Below are 23,665 nucleotides of genomic sequence, written 5' to 3' on the forward strand. Positions count from 1 at the left end.
ATTAAAAATTAATATCTATTCCGATGATTACTGTTTTAGGTATCGGGAAAGATCCTCTTTGGTATCCATCAATTAAAGGATTCGTTCCATAAACTCCTGCATTGAAACGTCCTTCTGGATTAATTCCCCTGTATCCCTTAGCCGAATGGAAGTACATATTTTGTCCAGAAGAATACAAACGCAAGGAACTCAATCCAAGTTGTTTGTACATTGATTCTGGAAAATTAAACCCAATATTGACTTCTCTCAATGCAAAATAAGAAGCATCTTCCACCACATAATCAGTCAGCATCCAGTTGAACCCGGCTGTTTCATAAGGTGTTTTCCCATCTCCAGGATACATTTCGCTTAGCCAACGATTCGCAGTATAGTTTGTATTACGCTGTTTTGTCTCGTTGTAATTAGGATCTCCATTAATCAAGTCTCCCCCTTGAACACCTTGAAACGTAAAACTAAGGTCAAATGATTTGTAAGTTAGGTTATTCGTAATTCCCCAATTAAAATCCGGATAAGGATTTCCTATTACCGTTCTGTCATCATTATCAATGATGTTGTCCCCATTCACATCCACCAATTTCAAACCTCCAGGAATAAACAAGTTAGCTAGTTGACTTGTCAAACCTGATGCTTTCGCTGCATCAATTTGTTTTTGTGAAAGCCACACCCCATCTGTTTTGAAACCATAGAATTGAACCAATGGATCTCCCACTTTAGATTGATACACCTCCGTACGTTCTCCCTGGTTTCTCAAATAAGCTTCACTTCCTAACTCTCTAACTCTATTCTCTGTATGAGAAAAATTAGCAGAAGTAGTCCATTTGAAATCTCTGGTTTTAACATTTGTGGTTGATAGTTCAAGCTCATACCCTTTATTATTCATGCTTCCTATATTGTTCCATGAGAGAGGAACACCCGTAAATGCCATCACAGCTTGTTGCAACAGCAATTTATCGGTTTTAGACTGATAAACATCTACAGTAAGATTAATCCTGTTTTTAAGCAAAGAAAGATCCAATCCTAAATTTGTTTGATAGGTGGTTTCCCAAGTAAGATCTGGATTGGCAAGAATTCCTGATGTAGGTGCCTGTCCTGAAACTGAAGAACCTGTCCCTGAACCCAATGAATAGTTTGCAGAAGTCAATAAATCAACAAATCCATAATCTAGAATTCTATTATTACCAGAAGTACCATAACTTGCCCTAAGTGTAAGTTTGTCTAACCACTCTGCCTTGCTCAAAAACTCTTCTTTGGAAACTACCCAACCTGCTGAAGCAGCCGGAAAATTCCCCCATTTATGACCAGGACCAAAATAAGAACTACCATCGGCACGGAAACTGGCAGACAATAAATACTTGCTTTTATAAGCATAATTAACCCTTGCCAAATAAGACAACAAACCTGTTTGGACGTTAGATCCAAAAGTTCCTGCCTTATCGATAACCAAAGCATTATTTAATGTTCTAATTTCATCACTTGGATAGTCCTGACCCGTGGTTTGCGATCTTTCAACCCTGGTTTTTTGGGCCGTATATCCTAATAATGCCTCAAGAGAGTGATCTCCAAATGTCTTTTTGTAATTCAAGGTGTTTTCAGACAGCAAGTCAATAAGAGTACTATTGATATACACCCCTTTATTTACTATTCCGTCACCTGTTGCGTTTCTATCTGCCCATTCAAATCTCTTGCCATAATTCATGTATACACTGGCCATTGTTTTGAAATCTAGACCCGGAAGTATATTATAAGTCAAACTTGCACTACTTTGCAATCTATATTCGTCGGTAGTGATTTCCTGGCTAAGAAGAGAAGCCATTGGGTTATTTTGTGCCGAGTTAAATGGACTTGCCACTGTTGGCCCCCAATTAGTCCCGTCAGGCATTTTTCCTGAATAAGTCAATGTATTAAAATGTCTTGGATGCGAGAAATCACCCGCTTTTACGCTTGCCCATTGCGTATTTTGATGCACAAATGCCGCTGTTGCTTCATTGTGATAAATCGGCAGAAAACTTGGGTAACGAATGAAATTGGTGAAATTTTCCGAAGGAGTTTCTTTCGTTGAAAATGAAGGATTCAAATTTACGGAAAGCTTTAGTTTCTTACTCAAATCGACATCCAACTTGGAACGAAAATTATATTTTTCGAAATTACTTTTAATCATTACACCTTCATCTCCATTGTAACCTCCAGAAATAAAATAGCGAACCGTTTTACTTCCTCCCGTGGCACTCAACTGGATATTTCTGAAATCAGCCGTTTGCAAAACCTCGTCTTGGTAATCAATCCCTTTTCCTCCCAACATGTCTTGTTCAATCACATAAGTAGCCCTATTGTTGGCAGAAATTGTATTTGTGGACGCAACAACACTTGGATCAGTCGCTTTTAAATCACGTTCGGCGAACAAGCGTTCCACATAGTCTGTAGAAGACATAATAGGATATGTGCTGTAAGCCGATTTTACACCACTTGAATATTTGAACGAATATCGAACTTTATCTGATTTACCACTTTTGGTAGTAACCAATATAACACCACCTGACCCACGAGAACCATAAATGGCTGCAGAGGCAGCATCTTTCAATACCTCAACAGATTCAACATCGGCCATGTTCAATGCAGACAATCCGTCCGGAACGGGTTGTCCATCAATAACAATAAGCGGACTTGAAGTTGCATTGATTGAACCAATTCCTCTAATTGATATTTTAGTATCGGAACCCGCCTCTGACGAGGTGTTTTGAACATAAACCCCTGCAATTTTTCCTTGCAAAGCTTGATCAAGTCTTGACACGGCAACTTCTTCCAGTTTTTCGTTTTTGTATTTTGACACCGCCCCAGTCACGCTAGATCTTTTTTGTGTACCATATCCAATAACTACTACTTCATCAAGCGCACTTGCCGACTCTTTCAAAGTAACGTCTATTACTTGATTTTTACCTACCACAATAATTTGAGGTTCGAAACCTATGAAAGAAAATTTCAAAACTGATTTTGAATTTTTTACATTAATAGAATATTTACCTTCTATATCTGTTGAAACCCCCTTGTCTTCAAAGTTTACAGATACACTTGGTATTGGCATTCCTTTTTCATCTACCACAGTCCCTGAAATTTTTATTTTATCAGTCTGTGCATAAATAATAGAGGTGAAAATTAAGAGAAACAATAAAATTGGTTTTTTCATAATTTATTCATTTTAATATTAATTGGGTTTTTTAGTTAATCGTTTTTGCATGCTATTTCTAATTTGATTCTTGGTTTAGAAATAAATTAAATTGTTTTTCTTATTTTTATTTCATTGAAGGTGGTTATTGATTTTTTAAATAATTAATTTTCGATTCCATTAAATAGTTTTTACCAAAAGCGTCAATAAAAACAGTATTCCAAATTATTTCAATATCGTATCATTAAATAACTTGTCAATAAGGTTTTTCAACGATTCAAAATTAAAATTTGCTTATAAACAATAATCCTTAAATAGGGATAAAATCGTCCAATGTTAGATAATCTCGTCATAAAACTTTGAACTTTAAGCCTGAATACTTGTTCTAGCGCAATAAATCTTATCCCGTCAATCATACCTGTTTGATACAGAAAATTTTATGTGTCTTCAAATAATTTTTGACAAAGTTTTACAAAAAAAATTTTCTATATTTACCCATAAAACAGTATGATTTTCCTTGTTATTTTGGATAACCAAATTGGTTATCCAATTTGGTTGCCCAAATATATCACTATTATTTTGAATAAAAAATAAATAATATATATTTTTTAGATTATTATTTTTAGTAAACCAAAAATATTTAATCATTTGGCCACATATACAAATGCAAAAAAGACAATTGCAATTCGCATCAATTGTCAGTTCTAAAAGAAAAAAATACCGACAACAAATTAGAGTCAAACAAGTTTCTTAAAAAACCCAAATTTTACAACAATGGAGATTTAAAATGATTTTTATTTTTTGAGCATCTTGACTGCTTTCGTTGCTGATCCATTTCTCAAAAATTTAACGAAATACAATCCTGAACTTAAACGGGAAAGATCCAAATTACTGGATGCAAGTTGTAGGGACCCCATTAATTTTCCATTGGTATTGAAGATTTGAATACCGTCATAATTCTCCCTGATTTTATCCGAAAGTTCCAAATTATCGTAAACAGGATTAGGAAACAAAACAACATCTTCAATGCTCGAAGAAAATTCTTCTGTAGACAATGTCCCTTCTGATATACTAAAATCCGAGAAACGAATAGAATCATCTCGTAAACTTGCTTGATCAAGCAAACTCCTGTATATTCCCCATTTTGGACGAATAAAACTGTTGTCAACCCCTCCCACTCCTAGTCGGATAGTGGAAACATCTGGATTACTGTAACTTAGCACCGTAACTCCATTATCAACTCTCTTAATGGTAATGGAATAAGTTCCAGATGTAGCTATTTTTATTGTTTCAATTGCCTCCACCCAAATACCTTCAAATAAGGACATATCCAAATTTTTATATTTATTCGTGCTTAAAGAACTTTCTTTAACATAGTTAAGTTCTAATTTATTGGGTGTCCCTTTTCTCAGGGTCAAGGTAAAAATAGGATCGTCATCATCGCCACCCACAGCTTTAACCTGGTGAATGTGCGTAAAATTGGATGAAGGCTTAAATCCAACAGGTACTTTAAACCTCCATTTATAAGTGACAGTTTCTCCCAGCGTACCTTTCAAATTATCAGGAGATGAGTCATATGTTTTAATTTCTACTCGTTGTCTATCAAAATTAATGCAACGATCATTATCAGGTGTCACATGAATATAAAATTCAAAAACATTTTTACTTAATTCTGTATCAAATACTTCGGCAATATGTCGTCCAAAAGAACCGTGAACACATTCAGGATCTTCCACGGTATTATAACCCGGCGCAAAAACGCTGTTGATTAATTCATAGGTATTTCCGGGACCGTCGGCGTTCAAGGTAACCTGTGCTTTAGATGAAAATGAATTTCCTATTAAAACTAATGATACCAATATGTAAAAGCGTGAATAATTAAGGTTCATCATTTTATAAATAGTTTTAAAAAACAGAAACTTGTGGCCCTGTTTATTAGCATTGATTCCATCAAACTTATTTACCGGAAATGACACCTTCAGTTATTGAAAAATCAGCAAAACGAACAGCTTCATCTCTCAAGTCTTCGGCTTTTTTCAAACTGCGATAAATCCCCCATTTGGGCCTGATAAACTTATTGTCAGGTCTAATGGTCATTATGTTTGCACTGTTATAAGAAAGAATTTCAGTTCCGTCATTGATTCGTTTTATGGTCATTGAATAAGTACCATTGGCACCCACCTTAATTACTTCTGTAATTTCAACCCATACATTTTCAAATTCGGATAGATTGGCACTGGCAACGACAGTTACATTGTCGTGAACCAAATTCATTTTGCTGATTTTTCCCTTCTTGGCCGTTAATGTAAAAATGGGCATTCCTTCAGATCCACCCACTGCTTTTATTTGGTGTAAATGCGTAAAATTGGTCGAAGGTTGAAACCCTGCAGGTAATTTAAATTTCCATTTATAGGTAATTGTTTCGCCCAAAGTGCCTTTCAAATTATCTGGGGAAGGTTCATAGGTTTTAATTTCAACCCGTTGACGATCAAAATTTTCGCATCGATCATTGTCTGGGGTTACGTGAGAATAAAATTCAAAAACATTTTCTTTCAAATCTACATCCCAAACTTCAGCTATGTGTCGCCCAAAATCGGCATGTACACATTCTGGATTCTCTACAGCTTCACTACCCGGAGCCAACACACCATTAATTAATTCATAGGTATTTCCTGGACCATCGGCTTTAAGTATTGCTTGTGCAGATCCTGAAAAAGAAGTTGTCAAAAACAGTATTGCCAAAGCACCTTTTGCATTAGTATGTATTTTCATTTTATTCAATTTAGGACAAAAATTACACCCATTGACACTATCGTAATTTTAATTAAAAAATCCAATGGTTTTAAGGAATTCAATTATTGATTTGTTTATCTCGGCATTTTTTTCTTTATCAAATTTGCCGTGTACACCTCCTGCAACGGTCATAAATTGAGATTTAACACCCAGTTTTTGAAGTTTCTTGTATAAATCTACCGACTGTTGGTAAGGAACCGTTGGATCTGCATCACCGTGAACAATGAAAATTGGCGGACTATTTTTAGTCACATACGAAATAGGTGAAACTGATTTTATAAAACCATCATTTTTAACATTGTCTCCCAGCCAAAATTTAGGCGAAGAACTTTTGTGTTCTGGCCCATAAGTCCAGTCCCAAACATCAGCAATACCATACTTATCAATAATGGCAGCCACTTTTACGTTCTCAACTCCTGGACAATTGGTGTCAAAACGATGATCGTTGCCCAATAATCCGCCCATCAAAGCAAGATGACCGCCGGCACTTCCGCCCATAATCACTATTTTGTTGGGATCTATGTTAAGTTCTTTTGCATTTTTTATTAAATAAATCAACATACAACGGGTATCTTCTACGGCTGCAGGCGCTTTGGCTTGGCCAGACAAACGGTACTCCATGTTAGCCACTGCAAAACCGGCTTTAAAGAATGTATTAAATCCACCTTGAGATTCCTTAGTTCCTTTGTTCCATCCACCGCCGTGTATATTGATAATAACTGGAGTAGGTTTTGATGCATTGGGGTTAAGATACAAATCTGTTCTTCCGTCCCAGCCGTTTACTTTTGTATAAACCACGTCTAGCTTAGCCACATAACCCGTAGGAATCACGACCGGTTTTGTAGTTATGGTATCTTGTGTTTGCGCCAATGAAGATAAAGACAGCATTGCTGCCATAATAGGTAATAAAATTCTCTTTTTCAATTTTTAAGTTCTTTTGAAGTTAATAATAGACGTATTTTAAAAATTATGCGATATTTTTTTTGCTAAAAAATATCGCATAAAGTATTATATTTAAATCTCTTTCCTTTATTCGACAATCAATTTTTTGGTCTCCGATTTTCCGTCCTCAGTGATTTTTACAACGTAAGCCCCCTTGGCAAGGCTGGACACATTGATTGGTTCAGAAGTCGTTTTCGTTTGAAGCACTTTTTGCCCTAAAATATTATAGATGACAACTTGTTTTTCGCTGTTGTTGGCAGAGTTGATGTACAATGCCCCATTTGAAACTGGATTTGGATATACTTTCAATTCTGATATTTGAGATTTTGATAATCCAAGATTTGCATCAGTTTTAACTCTTATATTATCAAGATAGATACCATTACTACCATTATGATTATAAAACAACATCATATTAGTCATAGTATTTCCTGTATAAGAGCTATTAACAATAGAAGCTGGTGTTGATGTTACATATGAGTTTGCCGTAGTAGCATCTGGATCAGGAATAGAAGAGGACCCGTCTTGTCTTACCTTAAGAGTCCAAGCATTTGTGGAAGGTGTATAAGTTACAGTTACAGAAATAGAATTTCCACCAACTAGTATGTTACCAACTGTTAGCAAACTACTAAAAGTACTGCTTTCGGGAGATGCCGTATAACTCAAACCACCAGTAAAACTTCCAAAATCAACACGGTTAGTAGTACCTGAGGCGTCTCCCGATAATATAACAGCATAACCACTAGCAGATGAACCTGTTGCAATTGGTAAATTAGCGGCAGCATCCGTAGCTAAAATAACTCCTCCACACATCCCTAATCCAGAGTTAAGTGCTCCTGGCAACACATTTAATATAGTTGATTTATTAATACGCATACCAAATGACCACGTAATTACATTCGTATTAGTATTTAATATCGGAGTAAATGGAGCACTTATACTACTTAATGGTACCGCAACAGTAGACGTACCTCTATAAGTAAGTGTAGAACCTTGAATACTTAAATTTGTACTGTATGTTTGAGGTGTTGCATTCCAAATACAATTCAAACCACTAGTTCCATTACTTGATCCTAAATAAAAACCAGCTGGTGAACTATTATATCCTGTATAGGTAAATTTAGCATCAGACACACTACTTGTAGGTGTTGAAGTTGTGAATCCAGCATTAGAAGTAACACTATTTGGAAATGTTGCAGGGTCAAAATTATCAAAGAATAGAGACGTCTGCCCATAAGAGAGAGAAAATGCCAATAAAACAGATAATTGTAAAATTCTTTTCATAATAATAGTTTTAGATTGATTGAAATAGTTTTATAATAATTTAAAAATTTTATTATATTTTGGAGAACCAAACTGGTTTACCAATTTGGTTCTCCAAATATATTGTTTATTTCTGAAATAAAAAATAAAAAAAAGTTTTTTTTGTTTCGAAAGTTTATAAAACATGACACTTGAAAATTTATTCAAATTTAGAATCCAATACAATAATGGAGGTACAAAATTGGTGGTGAAATTGTCCAACTCACCGATAATGGACAGTATTAATACTTAAAGCTTTTCTAGTTCTCATATATTCTTCAACCCCACTCACTTTATTTATAAAAACCCTATCCGAATTATCGAATAGGGTTTCTGGATTAGAAACAATATCTTTTACAGGGTTTAGGTTTGCTTCAACTTTTAATTTTCTTGTTTTGGATTGCCCTGAACTTCATAAAAACAAAGACCAGACCTACCAATGCCATAACCCAAACATAATCGTCAATTGGAGCAGCAGGTGTGTCAGTGCCTTCTAAACCAGTACCGTTGTCTTCCGTGCCAGGCTGTGCAAATAGTATAAAAGTGGAACACAAGAAAAAGGCAGCCATATAATATTTTAATAAATTATTTTTCATTTTGCTAATTTTAAAATTAATGATTTCGTTTAATTAAATTCCAGAGGAGCTCTAATTCACTACTTTTTTGCTTACCACTTTATTGTCTTCAGCCGTTATTTTGACAATCAAAACTTGCTGTGTGGCCTTCAAATCCTTGATGGTGGCTGAATTTGCCTTCACATTTTTTTGTTCTGCAACCAACCTTCCTTGAATGTCAAAAACTTTGATGTTGTTGATGGCGATTGCACCCGAGTTTACATACAATGTTCCTTTGTTTTTATACACGACGACACTATTTTCATTGAATAATGATGCATCTACTTTCAACGTTTTTTGGTATTTCAATGAAAATCTGGTGTTGTCTGTTCCTGCCGCTGCCGTGAAGGTATAGGCTCCTGCTTTCAAATCGGTTTCCGTTCCTGTCGTGTTGTCTTTAAGAAAAACGTCTTGACCTTCAGCGAACAAGCCGTCAACGTGGTCTAGTCCAATGGTGTAATCACCTCCAACATCAGTCTTGAAGTTTAAGGCAACAACATCCGAAGGGTCAAATGGCAAGGCACGACCTTGAATGGTGTAATCTTCGTTGTTGATGTTCGATGTCAAGGCAATTGGACTGTCATTGATGTATTTCCCGTCAATTCCATTATCAACTCCTTGAGTGGCATTAGTCATATAACCTACCAACGCTTGGCTAAATACACCTGCTGAATTGGTCAAGTTTAACCAAACACGACTTTTTTCGACAGTATTTTTGGTTTTAAAGAATTGGTTTGCCGTATTTGTTGTTCGCATTGCATTGGTAAAAAAACTATTTACTGTTGCAGCACTTTTAGCTTGAACAAAAAAACCTTGCCCCACTTGAATTGTTCCATTTGGCGCAGCACTGGTTGGCGTTGTGGTTGTCGATCCTCCTAATGTGTAGGTGGCATAAGCAGACCCCCCTGCACCATTTGTTTTTCTCCAGAAATACAAGGTGCTTTCTATGTTTGCTGAATTAGCGGCAAGAAATGTTTCTGAATTAATGGTCGATGGATAAGGGTTTCCTACCATATTGTATCCGTGAGTGGCATCAACATAATTTAAGGTTACTGGAATATCTCCATTGTTTGGCAAACCTGTAAACACTCCTGCATAATTAATTGCTGCCGGATAAAGAGGATCAGTATCTGGCATTCGAATTAGATATCCAGCTGCAGTTGCAAATGGAGTGGTAGATGTACTTGATTCTGAATTGTATAAGTTGGTGCTCGTGTTATAGTTGTAAAATCTTGTAGGTAATGTTAATGGAGAAAAATCCAATAAATACTTGCTTGCGTTTGTGACCGGCGATGACCAAATAGTATAATCCAATCTAAATAAAGAGGAACTATTTCTTTTTACGGTAACATCACCAGTATTGGCAACATTGTTTACCTGAATCAGGTTGGCTCCACTTTCTATTACAACGGCTGATGCTCCTGCAGTTGTATTATTGGTTAATGCATTTTGAATCGTCAAATTAGCACCTGAACTCAATGTTAAAGAACCTGAAGTCAACGTTAGCGTACTTATGTTTTTAGTTGTATTTAAAGTGACGGGGCCAGAACTGATGTTAACAGTGGTGGCTATGGCACTTGAATTTGGCATTTCAGGACCGACCGTTTTAGCACCTGAAGAAGTATAGTTTAAAGTCATTGAAGTTCCAAAAACTGGTGCTGCATCTAAACTGCCACCTGATCTCGAAACAATGGCGCCATTCCCTAAAGTCATGAATCCACTATTAATTAATGTACCGGCTGTCAATCCCAAAGTTGTGATGGCTGGATTTATATTTAATACAGTAACCGGTGTTCCTAAAGTGACCGAAGCATTTATTCCTGTTCTGTTTATGGTAAGGTTATTGGCAACTTGGCTGCCACTTGTAAAGTTTAATGTCCCCGCATTACCGTCATTTGTGCCTCCAAAAGCAATACTTACGTTAGAATGTCCACTAATTGTTCCTGTTCCCGAAATAGTACCATTAACATTAAAAGTAAATGAAGAAGCCGTCGTTAAAACTAGTATTCCATTATTTACAACATTGATGGCAGTTCTTCCTCCTGTAACCGTGTAAGTAACTCCATTATTAATTGTAAGGGTACCTACTTTTCCCGGTGTTGGAGAAGATACAAATTCATTACTATTTGATACTGTTGACCCTATGGTTACATTAATTAAATCTGTGCCCGAAGTACCATATAAAACTGCACCGACAGCACTTGGAAGTGAGGTTCCAGAAGTAACACTACGTTCAACAGTCGAGCCATTCAACATTGTTAAGGAAAGCGAAGCAGTTGCCGCAAGCGTGGCAGTTCCCGTAAATTTTAACAACGAACTTACCGTTATAGACGCAAAAGGAGTTTTGGTGCTGGCGTTGGACAATATTAATGTGCTGTAATTATTAAAAAGAGTAGTCCCAGGAATAGTATAGGCGGTGGAACCTGATTGAAGCAATGTTTGGGTACCTGCCCTGCTATATATAACAGTTCCGTTATTTGTAAACGTCGTGCAATTTATGGCTGGAGCAGCTCCTGTCAATTCAAGAATACCACCAGCTTCAATAGTCACGATGCCACATACAACTGTACTGGAATTCCCAATTACTGTATTGGTTCCAGATCTGGAAGAAATCAATGTCGCACCACTTTTGATTGTGAGATTTCCCGATGAGGCCGATATGAAAGCATCGGTAGTAATAGTACCGCTTGAAAACACGACAGGATTAAATTTAACACCCACAGTATTAAGATTACCTATAGCGCCTGAATCCAAAGCAAACTCAGCTGCATTGTTTGTTCCATTGGCATTCCATTCACCTGCATTCGTAATATTTCTTGTTCCTCCCACAAACTTTAAAACACCGGGATTTGTAGTTGTTATCATTGTCGCTGCAGGTGCTGTACTGCTTGTCTGATCACTATAAAAAGTTCCATCATTAACAGCGGCCCCAATGACAGCGCCCAAAGTGGTTGTGTAAGCCCTGATTTTTCCGCTGACGTTGACTGTATTTGCACCTATGGCAAGAACTCCCACTGTATTTAACTGTAAATCTTTGCAATATGCATTGGCAACATCAACAGTTAGGGTGTGACCATTTTGGACATAAACGTTGTTGGTAGCTGTTGGAGCAACGGCAGTAACTGCCCATGCACCTGCAATTCTGGTTTCCCACATATCAGTCTCACTCCAATTACCTGATGCTTTGGCGGTACGATAATCTCCATCAGTTGCGATTTGGGCTTGTACCTTTGCAGAATTTGCAAACAGCACCATAAAGCACAGGCTGTAAAAAAGGGTTGAAAGTCTTTTTCTACTAAGTAATTTTTCTTTCATAATAGCTTTTTGGTTTGTTGAATAGTTAATAAATAATTTAGATGTTTTTACAAATTTGGAAAACCAAAATGGTTAACCAATTTGGTTTTCCAAATATATTATTTATTTCTGACAAAAAAAATAAAACCACAAATAAGATCTAATGATTTGATTTTTATTTAAGTATGAATTCTGGAATGTATCATTTAGGCCACTAAACAAATAGAAAAAATTATTAAAAAAGAGATGGTTTTTCAGAATATTTGGAGCGAAAAGATAAAAAAAGCAATGTCTATTTTTAATTTCAATCCAAAACAGGAAGTATAAATGCAAATAAAATAGCTCTGCGACCAGATTTTAATGACGCAGAACTATATTGATATTGACTTTGGACAACAGGAAGCACAAAGAGTAAAGAGTCCTTCCCGTTAAATAAAAAAAATAATAGAATTAAAAAGTCAACTGATTACTATCTAATTGATAAGTTTTTAAATCAATTTTTTTTGCCAAGGCATCATAATCTGGATTGGAATATTTTTTAGAGGCTATTTTCAAAATCCTGACGGTTTCTCCAAAACCTATATTTTGAATTTGCTCGTACTCCCATTTTTTCTCCTTTTTTATGTAAGGTATTAACCATTCTACAGCCGATTTTATATTCTTCCCTTCCTTGGTTTGATAGTTCCAAAGATCTATTTGGCTATTTTCGGCTAATCGGGCTGCGATAAAATAACCGTCCAAATTCATGTTGGCATAATTCCATGATTTTGTTCTTACCAATTCGAAAGGCTGGCTTCCGTCAGGTTTTAATTGACTTTCCAATCTATTTTTAAAAGTTTCTATTTCGGCAACAGCAATATCGGGACGATCCGTAAAAATACCATAGGAAATTGCCTGAACACTATAATGAGTCCCGTGGTTGTTGTGTTCATCGGCTTCGTCTTTTCCTATTGGACTTTCCGTGAGCCAAGTCAAAAAGTCTGAAAACCATTTTTTAAGTGCCAAATGATCGTCTTTTGACCAATTATTTGAACCTTGTATCAAAATGGCTGCATCTATAACACGATACAATCCTCGGGTTTCGATTAAACCTATTCCTCTACCCGTATTTAGCCCAGGAATTGCCTGTCCAAAATTAAGGTTGGGATTTTGCTTTGTTTCCGAATTTAAAAACCAAGTCTTAATTATTTTTGAAGCCCAGTTGGCATATTTTTCTTCCTTGGTAAAATAGTAAGCCAAGGCCATAATTTCTGCATCATCCTCAACTTTATCCATTTCTTGGGAATCCGTGATTTCAAAATATTCCGGATTACGCAAGCCATCTTTTCGGATATAAGGCAATCCATCAGGCTTTGTCGGGTCTGGCCACCAATACGGACCTGTGCTCATGTAATCGTGTTTGTCGCCACTGGTAGGCACTTGTTTTTTATGCATCACCGAATATAATGTTGCCTCTTTCAGGATTTTATCGGCTTTGCCCAGAAGACTTTGGAGTGCCGCTTTTTTTTCTGGATTGTTTTCAATTATTAGTTGGTAATTGCGTTGCAAAACTGATCCTTCCAGAACAATCGTTTTTGGAAAATCATTTGCGGATCCCATTATACTTTGCGCCGAAACACCAAAAACACTGGAGAAGAGTAAAAGAAATGCGAGAAGTTTTATATTTTTCATCATGCTATTTTAATTGATTGTTTTCATCGAGGACAGTTCTTTGAAAGCTTTATTTTATTTATATTTTTTTGAATTTTAAATACTCTCCTTTAAAATTTTGATTCAAAATGGTCATTTCAATTGAATCGTCTTTTGCATTTGGAATTACTTCGATAGCCGCTTTTCCATTTGACATTTTAATCGATTCACTCCCTGTTGGTGTCCCTTGATTTTTTAAAGTTTGGCCTCCCGACAAGCATTGAAAATAAACGCGATCTTCATAATCCAGACAACGCAAATTATTTTTGTCTACGGCAATTGTTGTTACTAGATAATTTCCGTTCTTCAATTTTTCTGAAGACAAAACCAATCCTGTTGCAGCCTCGTTTTTAGTAAATCGGTAATTAACATCAATTGAATCCGTTACTTTTTTTCCATCTTTTGTTGTTCCAACAGCCACGAGCGTATTTTTCCCTTCAGCAAAATTCACTTCCCAAGTCAACCCCGAAGCTGGATAACTTTTAATGTTACGAGTTTTCACGCCCAAAGAAACTCCATTATGAAAGAATTCCACTTTAGGACAATTACTGAAAACATTCAAGATGCGGGCGGTGTTTTTTGGACCTTGTCGTTCCGTCCAAGTATGCGATTCGATATAGGCAAAAGGCTTGTCGCTCCAGTAACTTTTAAATACATAATAGGCATCTTTTGGATTTCCGTTTCTATCCACCAATCCTTTTTGATTCATGTATGGAATGTCGTCTTCCGGTCGCAAAGGCGTTCCAAAATCCTTGAAAGCCCACTGCGCATTGCCCACAAATGTTGGATCGTTTTCAGAAATATGCAAATGCCAATCGAATAAATCAACAATGTAATTTTCACTCCAATCCCCAATTTGTGCAATATTGGCCACTTTGGTTTGAACAATGGCTTCTTCCCAACCCTCGGTTTTTATCAGGCCTTCGCCAGTAATTGGATTTTCGGAATGACGCCCAACATGGCTGTCTCCGCCATATTCCGTATGAATAAAATGTTTGTAATCTAATTTATATTTATCGATTGCTTTTTTGTAACTTTTATAACTTCCGGAATACCAACCTGACCAAATGGAAGGCGAAAACACATCCACAATTTTAGAACCCTCTTCATATTTTCGGATGGCCGTTTTTCGGTTTGGATCCAACTTATGTGCAATATCATTGAGTTCAGTTAAAAAAACATTTGTTTTTTCTGTATTGTCTCCGTCTTTAAAATCAGGCAACCAATTCATCTCGTTCCCCAAAGACCAAATAATAATTGAAGGATGATTGTAATTTTGGTTAATCATTTCGGCGAGCATGTTTTTGGTGTTGTTTTTCCAAACCTCATTTCCCATTCCACCACGACACCAAGGCAACTCATCCCAAACCAATAATCCCAACTCATCACAAGCTTTGTAAATTTCCGGGTCTTGAGGATAATGTGCCAATCGTACAAAATTGGCTCCCATTTCTTTTATGGATTCCATATCTTTTCGATGCTGTTCATTGGACATGGCCGCTCCTACTCCAGCGTGTTCTTCATGACGATGTGTTCCGCGAATCAGGACTCTTTTTCCGTTAAGGAAAAAGGGACCGTTATCTTTAAATTCAAACCATCGAAACCCTACTTTGTCGTCAATTTTATCTGTTACTTTCCCATTCTCCAATAATGAAACGCTAACCGAATATAAATTGGGTGCATTGATGTCCCACAACTGTGGATTTTTTATTTCATTGAATGCTATCGTTGTTTCCTCTCCTGACAAAGTTCCTTTTTTGGTGGCAACCACTTTCCCTTTTGGATTCATCAATTGTGCAAAATAGGAAAATCCAGCAGGACTTTTAGCATTTTCAACCGAAGCAACCACAACTAAAGACGCCGATTTCTCCGAAACTTTTGGAGTTGTAATTTTAATGTTGCCGATGTGATTCTTTGCCATCGACAGCAACCAAACATCCCTCGTGATTCCGCCATAAATAAAGAAATCACTTTTTTGGGATGGAATTATTTCAATGTTGTAACTATTGTCAACACGAACCAAGACTTCATTATTTCCTGCTTTTATGAACTTTGTTATGTCGAAAGTGAAGCCAATATAACCGCCAATGTGTTCTCCAACTTCTTTTCCGTTTACATAGACTTTAGTGGTAATATTGGAACCTTCAAAATACAATTGGTATATTTTATTCGCATCAACAGCAGGAATAACAAGGCTCTTTTTGTACCAACTGGCACTTCTTCTGTACCCCGCTTCATTATCGGTAGCATCTTGGCTGTTCCAGCTGTGGGGCAAATTGATGCCGACCCAATTTCCGGCATTTACTATTTCGGATATATTTTTAGCGTCATTCTCTAAATAATTCCAATCTGAATTGATGTTGGTTTTACTTCGCTCCCAACTTCCTGCTTTTTGGGCATTCATTGATCCAAAACCAAATAGAATAAAAAGTGCTAATAGATTTGCAATGTTATAAAGATTGATTTTCATAAAATTAAAGTACATTTTTTCTAATTATTGCTTCTAAAAAGTAGTAATCCGCGTAAATGATTGGTTCGTCTATTTCATCTTTTTTAGGCCAATTTCCGGTACTGTGATCCAATATAAAAGGGCCATTTACGGTTTCATTTAAAAAGTATTTATCTGAACTCAATGCGTGGATTACTTTATTTGAATAGTTCAAATAAGCCTCATTATTTGTGTATTTATAGAGTTCAATAAGCGCAGAAGCCATTACAGCGGCAGCAGACGCATCTCTTGGAGCATTTGGAATACTCGTGTCATTAAAATCCCAATATGGAATTCCATCTTCAGGCATATTTTTGTTATGCATGAAAAAATTGGCAGTAGCTTCGGCCTGTTTGAGATAAGCCGGATCTTTGGTGTAACGATAACACATGGTAAAACCATAAACCGCCCAGGATTGACCTCTGGCCCAGGAAGAATCATCTTTAAACCCTTGATGGGTTACTTTGTTTTTTGCTGTACCCGAAATAGTGTCATACACAACAACATGATAACAGCTTGCATCTTTTCTGAAATGATTCTTTAAGGTCGTGTTGGCGTGTTGGACAGCAATATTTTTAAATTTGGCATCACCTGAAATTTTGCTAGCCTCAAACAATAATTCCAGATTCAGCATATTATCAATGATTACGGGAAACTCCCAGATGTCTTTATTGAAATCCCAAGACCTGATGGAACCCACTTTTTTATTAAATCGGGTAATCAGTGTTTCGGCACTTTTAACAACTATGGCTTTATACTTTGCATTGTCTTCCACTTCAAGCCCTTTCCCAAAACTGCAAAAAACCTTGAATCCCATATCGTGGGTTGCACCATTGAATTTTTCTTTTTCCATGAAAGCATTCCAGGCAGCCGCCCTTTCCTTGAATCGAGCATCTCCCGTGAGTTGGTAGATTTGCCAAAGATTACCGGCAAAAAAACCACTGGTCCAATCTTTTGACGGCACTTTTTTAATAACATCCGTTTTTAAGGACATACTGCGTGGAAACCCAATGGAATCAATTGGATATTCCAAAAGTTTCTGGTATCGGTTTTGAAGAAGCACATTGACATCTTGCTTATTTGAATGATTTCGTGTCCCAACATTAGTTTTACAAGCTGTTGAAAGCGCTGCAAAAACAAATATGACAACTAAATATTTGACTCTTTTCATAAGTGTAATTAATAAATTGCTTATTCGGATAGTGATTTGGAGTTCTTGTCGGCAATTAATTTAAATAGATAACAAGAAGACTCAATGCGATTACAAGAAACCCCAAGAGAATCTTAAGTATCATTATTTTGATTTTACTCTTTTCCATAGCGCAAATATAGAAATGAAGCAAGTTCTAAAAATTCAAAAAAGGGTGTTCAAAAATCCAAAACAGTGTTATTTGACCAATAAAACAAGGAGTTCTGTCTTATTCTAGGAATCCTCCGAAAATTTGTTCGCATATTGAGATGGGGTTTCTCCATACTTCTTTTGGAAACATTTACTAAAATATTTCGGGTTGTTGAAACCTACTTTATAGCTTATTTGAGAAACATTCATTTTATTTTGTTCCAATAATTGAGCTGCACGTTTCATCCTTACTTCATGAATAAATTCATTGGGCGTGAAATTTGTCCATGCTTTTATTTTCGTAAATAACATGGTACGGCTTACGCCAAGTTCAGCACTAAAAAACGGAATGTCAAATTGCTCATTGGCGATATTCTCTTCCACCAGTTTGAATGCTTTTTTAAGCAATTGCTCGTCCAAAGAAGAAACGGTAATTTCGCTGGGAGAGAAACTGTCATCACTGGAGAATTTTGCTTTTAATCGTTGTGTGGAATCCAACAAATTTTTAATTCTCAACTTAAATTCTTTCAGGTTGAAAGGCTTGCTGATATAATCGTCTGCCCCATTTTCCAATCCTTCGATTTTATAAATCAAGGAAGATCTTGAAGTAAGCAATATGACCGGAATATGACTGGTTTTTAAGTTTTCCTTCACCTTGGCACAAAGTTCAGTCCCCACCATTTCAGGCATAATGACGTCGCTTATTATTAAATCTGGAACATGTTCAAGCGCTTTTTTAAGTCCTTTTTTTCCGTTTTCAGCTTCAATGATATTGTACTCTTTCTTTAGAAGATTTTTCATGAAGGAACGCAAAACCTTGTGGTCTTCCACAATCAATATAGTAAGTTTGTCTTCATGAACCATCAAGTCGCTCACGTCATCATCTTGAATGATTTCTTGATTTTCTAATTGTGCCGAGTATTGGCTAACATCATCACTGATTTTAAAATCCAATAAAATTTCTTTTTCGGAAAGATGTTCTTTTCCTAATGGAAGCGCCACTTTAAAAACAACTCCTTTGGCATCTTTATTCTTGACATCAATGGTTCCGTGGTGAAGCTCAACTATATTTTTGGCAATGGAAAGACCAATTCCCGTGCCTTTACTATAATTGGTTTCCACGTTTTTGTGTGTTGGAATTTCGAAAAACAAATCAAAAATCTTGGCAATATTTTCTTCGGCTATTCCTACTCCCGAATCTTCGACTTCAATAACAATATCCTTCTCTTCTTTTTTTATATGTATCGATATTACGCCTCCTTTTGGTGTATACCTGAAAGCATTGGAAATTAAATTATAGAAAACCCGCTCTAATTTATACCGATCATAATAAACCAATATTTCCTCATCCGAGGTGCTGAATGTATAGGTGTAGTTTCCGTCTTTTGCATACTCGGTAAATGACAAGAATATTTCATTCAGGAATTTCACGATATTCCCTTCGGCTGATTCCAGGACGAATTGGTTATTTTCAAATTTCCTGAAATCCATCAGTCTGTTAATCAAACTCAAAAGGTGATTGGCACTGCTTTCGATCACCAACAGTTTTTTGTACATTTCATTCGTGCCATTATAATTGGAAAGAATCTGTTGCAAGGGTCCCAAAATCAGTGTCAACGGCGTTCTAAACTCGTGCGAAATATTGGTAAAAAACTGCAATTTTGCTAGGGTATTTTCTTTATTGATTTCCCCTTCCATATACTCAAATTCCAATTCTTTCTTGAGATTTTCCTTGGATTTCATGATCCAAATCAATCCGTATAATCCTGTCCCGATTAACAAGAAATAAAACAAAAAAGCCCACCAACTTCTCCAAGGTGCAGGTTCTACAATAATTTCCAATGTGGTTGGAGTCTTGTTCCAAACCCCGTCATTGTTGGCGCCTTTCACTTCAAATAAATAGGTGCCGGGTTTTTGAATAGTATAAACGGCTTCCGTGTTTGCCGTCGTGGTCCAATTGTTTTCCAAACCAACCAATCGATAAGAATATTGATTATTTGTTGAATTGATGAAATTTGGGATTGCAAAATTTATCGAAATATTGGCCTTGTCATAACTCAGTGTCAACGATTTGGTATAAGCAATGCTTTTTTCCAGAATGTCTTGATTTGCATTTACATTGACAGACTCATTTTTAATTTTAAAATTGGTCAATATTACCTGCGGAGAATAACTATTTAAAGCAATAAGATTGGAGTCAAAATAGGAAACCCCCAAAGGTCCTCCAAAATAGAATTTATGAGAATCGAGCTGCAAGAAAGCATTGTCATTAAATTCATTGCTGACCAAACCATCTTTTTGATCGTAAACAATCACGGAATTTCGCGAAGGATTGTATTTAATAATTCCATAATTGGAACTAAGCCACAAATTATTTTTTGAATCCTCTGAAATGGAATGAATGGATGTTATGGCTGAATTTCCAACGCTTATATTAATCTTGTTAAAGGTTTTTCCATTAAACAAATAGAGCCCCTTAGCTTTGGTACCAACCCATATCCTGTTTTTTTTATCTTGAAACAAAGCAAGAATATCATCTCCTGAAAGTACCTTGTTGTCAAAGAAAAAATGCTTGATTTGATAATTATTGTTGTCTAAATCATTTAAGTTTATGAGGTTTAAACCACTTTGGGTTCCAATCCAGATATTGTCTTTTTTATCCACCAAGAGCGTCCTAATCCTATTGTTCGATAAAAAATTATCCGAATAATTATCATTGCCCATAACCTGATAGGTCTTGTTTGAACTATCATAACGGATCAATCCTTTACCAAATGTTCCCAACCATAAAATATCGTTCTTCCTCCCTTTTTTGATAACATATACACCCGATTCCCTAAGTAGTTTTCTTAAATCTGGTGCAATGTCCTCATTGATGAATCTTTTGGATTTTATGTCGTATGCTTCCAATCCCTCGGAAAAAGTACCAATCCACAATATTCCCTTGTCTGAAAGAAACATTGATTTAATATTATTTCGGGATAATTCACTGCTTTTGTTCGCGGTAAGATAACTGGTGGTTTCGGTTTTGTTGTCAAGAATGGTGATCCCTCCTCCTTCAGTACCAAAATAAATATTCTTGTCTTTGTCGGCAACTATCGAACTGACAACATCAAAACTTAAGGCCCTCTTCCCTGATTCCTGATTCAAATTGGTAAAATTGATATTGGAAACATCCCAAATATCAACCCCGTTGTAATAGGTACCAATCCAAACGGATCCTTTTTTATCCGTAAAAACAGATTTTATTTTGGTTATGTTCGTTTTTTTATCGGGATTGTTGAATATTTTCTGGATCGCTCCGTCCTTTTGCATTACACTAACTCCGTTATAAGCACCTATCCATAATGCACCTTTACGATCTATGTCTATTGATCTGACGTCAACATCAATTCCATTTTGTTTTCCATTGGCCAAAAGTGAAATAAGCTTTTTAGAAACAGCATCGAATTTATATAATCCACTCGTTTTTGTTCCAATCCACAAATTACCGGCGACATCTTCCTTGAGACTTTGAACAAAAAGACTTTCCCCATTATCTGGTCTATTGAACTCTTGGAACAAAAAAACACCCTTCTTTCTGCTGGTTAATTTGCATAAGCCTTTTGCCGTGCCGATCCAAATGGTGCCACTTTTCGTTTCCAAGATGCTTAAAACAAAATTATTGGACAAACTCGATTTGTTTCGACTGGAATGAAAAACAGTAATGAATTTATTGGTGGTTTTGTTGTAAATACTTAATCCTCTTGAGGTTCCTATCCAAATTTCATTCTTGATTTCCTTGATACTCCAAACCGTATTGTTGCACAACGAATTGTCGTTGTTGGCATGAAAATATTGTTTAAAAGAGTTTTTAACGGGATTATAACAGTTAAGTCCATTATAAGTTCCCACCCACATTTTTCCTGATTTATCTTCCTCCAAAGCCAGAATATCATTGTTGCTTATGGAAGTGGAATCCGTTGGATCATTACGGTAAATTGTAAATCTGCTGCCATCATATTTATTCAAACCATCCCTGGTTCCAAACCACATTTGTCCAATGGCATCCTGACGAATTGCAATTACAGAACTTTGGGAAAGACCGTCAACAGTAGACAAATTATTTAGTCGATACTTATTGGTTTGGGAAGAAACACCAATTGTAATTAGTAAAAAAGACAGCAAAAAAAGAGTATGTTTCATTCTAGTATTTCATCAGTAAATAATTTCCCAATGTGAATAATCAATATTAATTCTAAGTGATAAAGGAAGTGAAAAGATTTAAAACTCTCGCTAAATATTGCAATTATTTAGCCGTTTTTCACTCCCTCACGGAATTTATTTCAAACGTTTTTTTAATTGATAATCATATAGGGAAGGCTCTTTTTGAATGGGTTGATTCAAAAATTCAATGTAGGCATCGGGACCATATTCTAATTTAAAATTTTGATTTCCGTGAACACCTATTATTCTGGCAAAAGGACCATCTTCCATACCATTAAGTACAATTGGTTTTGATGTGTCAAACTTTCCCGTAACAGCAACATTAATATTCCAAAAAGTGGTGAAAGCACCGTGGGAAGGCTTCCAATAATCAGCACCACCGGCCAAAAACAGCGGATAACTATTATCTTCCTTTGGACTAAGATGAACCTTTATATTATCAAACAAATTTTGATGGTTGGCTCCTGCATGCTGATCTAAATTAGCATTAGTGAAAACTTCACAGTTTTGATATACATCTTTGGTCGAAAAGGTATTAAAACTGAGTGGATGAACCGCATTATTATATACTTTAAGATTTTTAACCAGTACATTATGAACACCTCCCATTGCAACAGTATAATGTGCAATATTATTTCCATCTGTAGTAATATCCTCTATAGTCACATTCGAAATTTCTTCGGTTAGAATGCCACTTTCCGCATTGTGTATCGAAACATCACTGACCCAACTATTGAATATTCTTGTCAAAAACATGGCGTTATATCCTTGCTCGACGTGGTGGGCAACCCTTGGCGTATCGGGAAAAGTAAATCTAAGATGTTCAATACCCACTTCCGATAAATGTTTCCACTCAACAAGTTGCGCTTGGTAATTTGGTTTTATTTCCAATAATAAAGGCGTTTTGATTGTAACCTTGTTATTGGCAATTTTAACAATTTCCACTTGTTGCCTTACGATGGGCAATGTTGGGAATTTCCAATGATGGGAACCCGGTTTTACGTTTGCATTATTATATAAGGCTTTAATTATTTCTCCATTTTCACCTTCTTTATTGAATAATTCCAATTCGACAACTTCACCAACTTTCAGTCCATTGACATCCGAAACCGTAAAAGTATTTTCTCCTCTTTTGCCTGTCAAAACTTTAGCCAATACATTTAATTTAGGGTCGTATTTTTCCAGATACGATTTTACTCTTTCATTGGGAACTTGTGTCCAAATAAAACCGCCGGACCAAGCGTATTGTGAAAAAGGCAGGTCAACATTATTTTCTTTTTCCCGCTGTCTTTTATCAAAAGTGGTGAGATATTCCCTCAATTCGGTCAATGATTCAGGATCTTTTAAATACATCATTGGTCTTGGACAAAAAATTTCAGTTCCATTTTCTCCTGATCCTGCACCTCTAAGCACGAAATTGCTGCGTTCAATGTACAAAATATCACTTAAAATGATTCGGCCTGCAGGCAATTGCAAAACTACATCGCCTTTGATGGAACTTGATGCTTTTATTGCTTTGATCAAGTTTTTGGAGTCGTCCAACCCATCATTTGCAATAACGCCATAATCCGTGGCATTGATTATTTGTCCTGTCTTTTGGGGAATTTTCACTTCACCAAAATGGTATCCAGCGTAACTGAAATCTGGGAGATAATTTTGCCCGGCAATTTTCTTGTTGGTAATTATCTCGGGTAATTCTTGAGAAGAAAGGCTGTTGAACGAAAATAAAATTGCAATAAAAAAGGCATAGATTATGACCTTTTGATTAACGAAATTTCTGTTTTTAGTAGACTGAAACATATAATTAAATTTAATTCTTCAAATATAGAATTAGACAG

General features: G+C 36.1%; 12 protein-coding genes. All 12 read right to left on the reverse strand.

Annotation, left to right across the window (positions count from 1 at the left end; genetic code table 11):
* Nucleotide 1: 1 nt before the first annotated feature.
* Entirely contained in the window at nucleotides 2-3,181 is a 3,180-nt protein-coding gene (locus BUC16_RS10520; RefSeq protein ID WP_073370435.1) for a SusC/RagA family TonB-linked outer membrane protein, read from the reverse strand.
* A gap of 773 nt (nucleotides 3,182-3,954) precedes the next feature.
* Complete coding sequence (locus BUC16_RS10530; protein WP_244534357.1) at nucleotides 3,955-5,052, reverse strand: T9SS type A sorting domain-containing protein; 1,098 nt, start codon at nucleotides 5,050-5,052, stop codon at nucleotides 3,955-3,957.
* Nucleotides 5,053-5,116: 64 nt separating this feature from the next.
* On the reverse strand, nucleotides 5,117-5,932 hold the full coding sequence (locus BUC16_RS10535; protein ID WP_073370439.1) for a polysaccharide lyase family protein: 816 nt from the start codon (nucleotides 5,930-5,932) through the stop codon (nucleotides 5,117-5,119).
* Nucleotides 5,933-5,980: 48 nt separating this feature from the next.
* Nucleotides 5,981-6,877, reverse strand: coding sequence for an alpha/beta hydrolase (locus BUC16_RS10540; protein ID WP_211517989.1), 897 nt, complete (start codon nucleotides 6,875-6,877; stop codon nucleotides 5,981-5,983).
* 105 nt (nucleotides 6,878-6,982) lie between these two features.
* A complete protein-coding gene (locus BUC16_RS17480) occupies nucleotides 6,983-8,179 on the reverse strand; it encodes a T9SS type A sorting domain-containing protein (RefSeq protein WP_084546150.1) in 1,197 nt (398 codons plus the stop codon).
* A gap of 392 nt (nucleotides 8,180-8,571) precedes the next feature.
* Nucleotides 8,572-8,793, reverse strand: a complete 222-nt coding sequence (locus BUC16_RS10550) for an Fjoh_0651 family PID-CTERM protein (RefSeq protein ID WP_073370442.1) — start codon at nucleotides 8,791-8,793, stop codon at nucleotides 8,572-8,574.
* 51 nt (nucleotides 8,794-8,844) lie between these two features.
* Nucleotides 8,845-12,126: a RemA C-terminal-like gliding motility protein gene (locus BUC16_RS10555; protein ID WP_141226133.1), complete on the reverse strand. Its 3,282-nt coding sequence runs from the start codon at nucleotides 12,124-12,126 to the stop codon at nucleotides 8,845-8,847.
* A gap of 429 nt (nucleotides 12,127-12,555) precedes the next feature.
* The gene (locus tag BUC16_RS10560; protein ID WP_073370445.1) at nucleotides 12,556-13,779 is read right to left on the reverse strand and encodes an alginate lyase family protein; all 1,224 of its coding nucleotides are present in this window, start codon (nucleotides 13,777-13,779) and stop codon (nucleotides 12,556-12,558) included.
* Between the two features lie 55 nt (nucleotides 13,780-13,834).
* On the reverse strand, nucleotides 13,835-16,264 hold the full coding sequence (locus BUC16_RS10565; RefSeq protein WP_073370765.1) for a glycoside hydrolase family 2 protein: 2,430 nt from the start codon (nucleotides 16,262-16,264) through the stop codon (nucleotides 13,835-13,837).
* Nucleotides 16,265-16,268: 4 nt separating this feature from the next.
* Complete coding sequence (locus BUC16_RS10570; protein WP_073370447.1) at nucleotides 16,269-17,453, reverse strand: glycoside hydrolase family 88 protein; 1,185 nt, start codon at nucleotides 17,451-17,453, stop codon at nucleotides 16,269-16,271.
* Nucleotides 17,454-17,705: 252 nt separating this feature from the next.
* Nucleotides 17,706-21,806 carry a two-component regulator propeller domain-containing protein gene (locus BUC16_RS10575; RefSeq protein ID WP_073370450.1) on the reverse strand — a complete coding sequence of 1,367 codons (4,101 nt, stop codon included), beginning with the start codon at nucleotides 21,804-21,806 and terminating at the stop codon, nucleotides 17,706-17,708.
* Nucleotides 21,807-21,941: 135 nt separating this feature from the next.
* Complete coding sequence (locus BUC16_RS10580) at nucleotides 21,942-23,627, reverse strand: DUF4955 domain-containing protein (RefSeq protein WP_073370456.1); 1,686 nt, start codon at nucleotides 23,625-23,627, stop codon at nucleotides 21,942-21,944.
* Between the last annotated feature and the right edge of the window lie 38 nt (nucleotides 23,628-23,665).

This window comes from Flavobacterium fluvii, assembly GCF_900129545.1.
GTDB lineage: Bacteria > Bacteroidota > Bacteroidia > Flavobacteriales > Flavobacteriaceae > Flavobacterium > Flavobacterium fluvii.

Excerpts from the sequence above, each read along its gene's own strand:
- BUC16_RS10550 (WP_073370442.1), bottom strand. The coding sequence starts at position 8,793 with ATGAAAAATAATTTATTAAAATATTATATGGCTGCCTTTTTCTTGTGT.
- BUC16_RS10570 (WP_073370447.1), bottom strand. The coding sequence starts at position 17,453 with ATGAAAAGAGTCAAATATTTAGTTGTCATATTTGTTTTTGCAGCGCTT.
- BUC16_RS10560 (WP_073370445.1), bottom strand. The coding sequence starts at position 13,779 with ATGATGAAAAATATAAAACTTCTCGCATTTCTTTTACTCTTCTCCAGT.
- BUC16_RS10520 (WP_073370435.1), bottom strand. The coding sequence starts at position 3,181 with ATGAAAAAACCAATTTTATTGTTTCTCTTAATTTTCACCTCTATTATT.
- BUC16_RS17480 (WP_084546150.1), bottom strand. The coding sequence starts at position 8,179 with ATGAAAAGAATTTTACAATTATCTGTTTTATTGGCATTTTCTCTCTCT.
- BUC16_RS10565 (WP_073370765.1), bottom strand. The coding sequence starts at position 16,264 with ATGAAAATCAATCTTTATAACATTGCAAATCTATTAGCACTTTTTATT.
- BUC16_RS10555 (WP_141226133.1), bottom strand. The coding sequence starts at position 12,126 with ATGAAAGAAAAATTACTTAGTAGAAAAAGACTTTCAACCCTTTTTTAC.
- BUC16_RS10530 (WP_244534357.1), bottom strand. The coding sequence starts at position 5,052 with ATGATGAACCTTAATTATTCACGCTTTTACATATTGGTATCATTAGTT.
- BUC16_RS10535 (WP_073370439.1), bottom strand. The coding sequence starts at position 5,932 with ATGAAAATACATACTAATGCAAAAGGTGCTTTGGCAATACTGTTTTTG.
- BUC16_RS10580 (WP_073370456.1), bottom strand. The coding sequence starts at position 23,627 with ATGTTTCAGTCTACTAAAAACAGAAATTTCGTTAATCAAAAGGTCATA.
- BUC16_RS10575 (WP_073370450.1), bottom strand. The coding sequence starts at position 21,806 with ATGAAACATACTCTTTTTTTGCTGTCTTTTTTACTAATTACAATTGGT.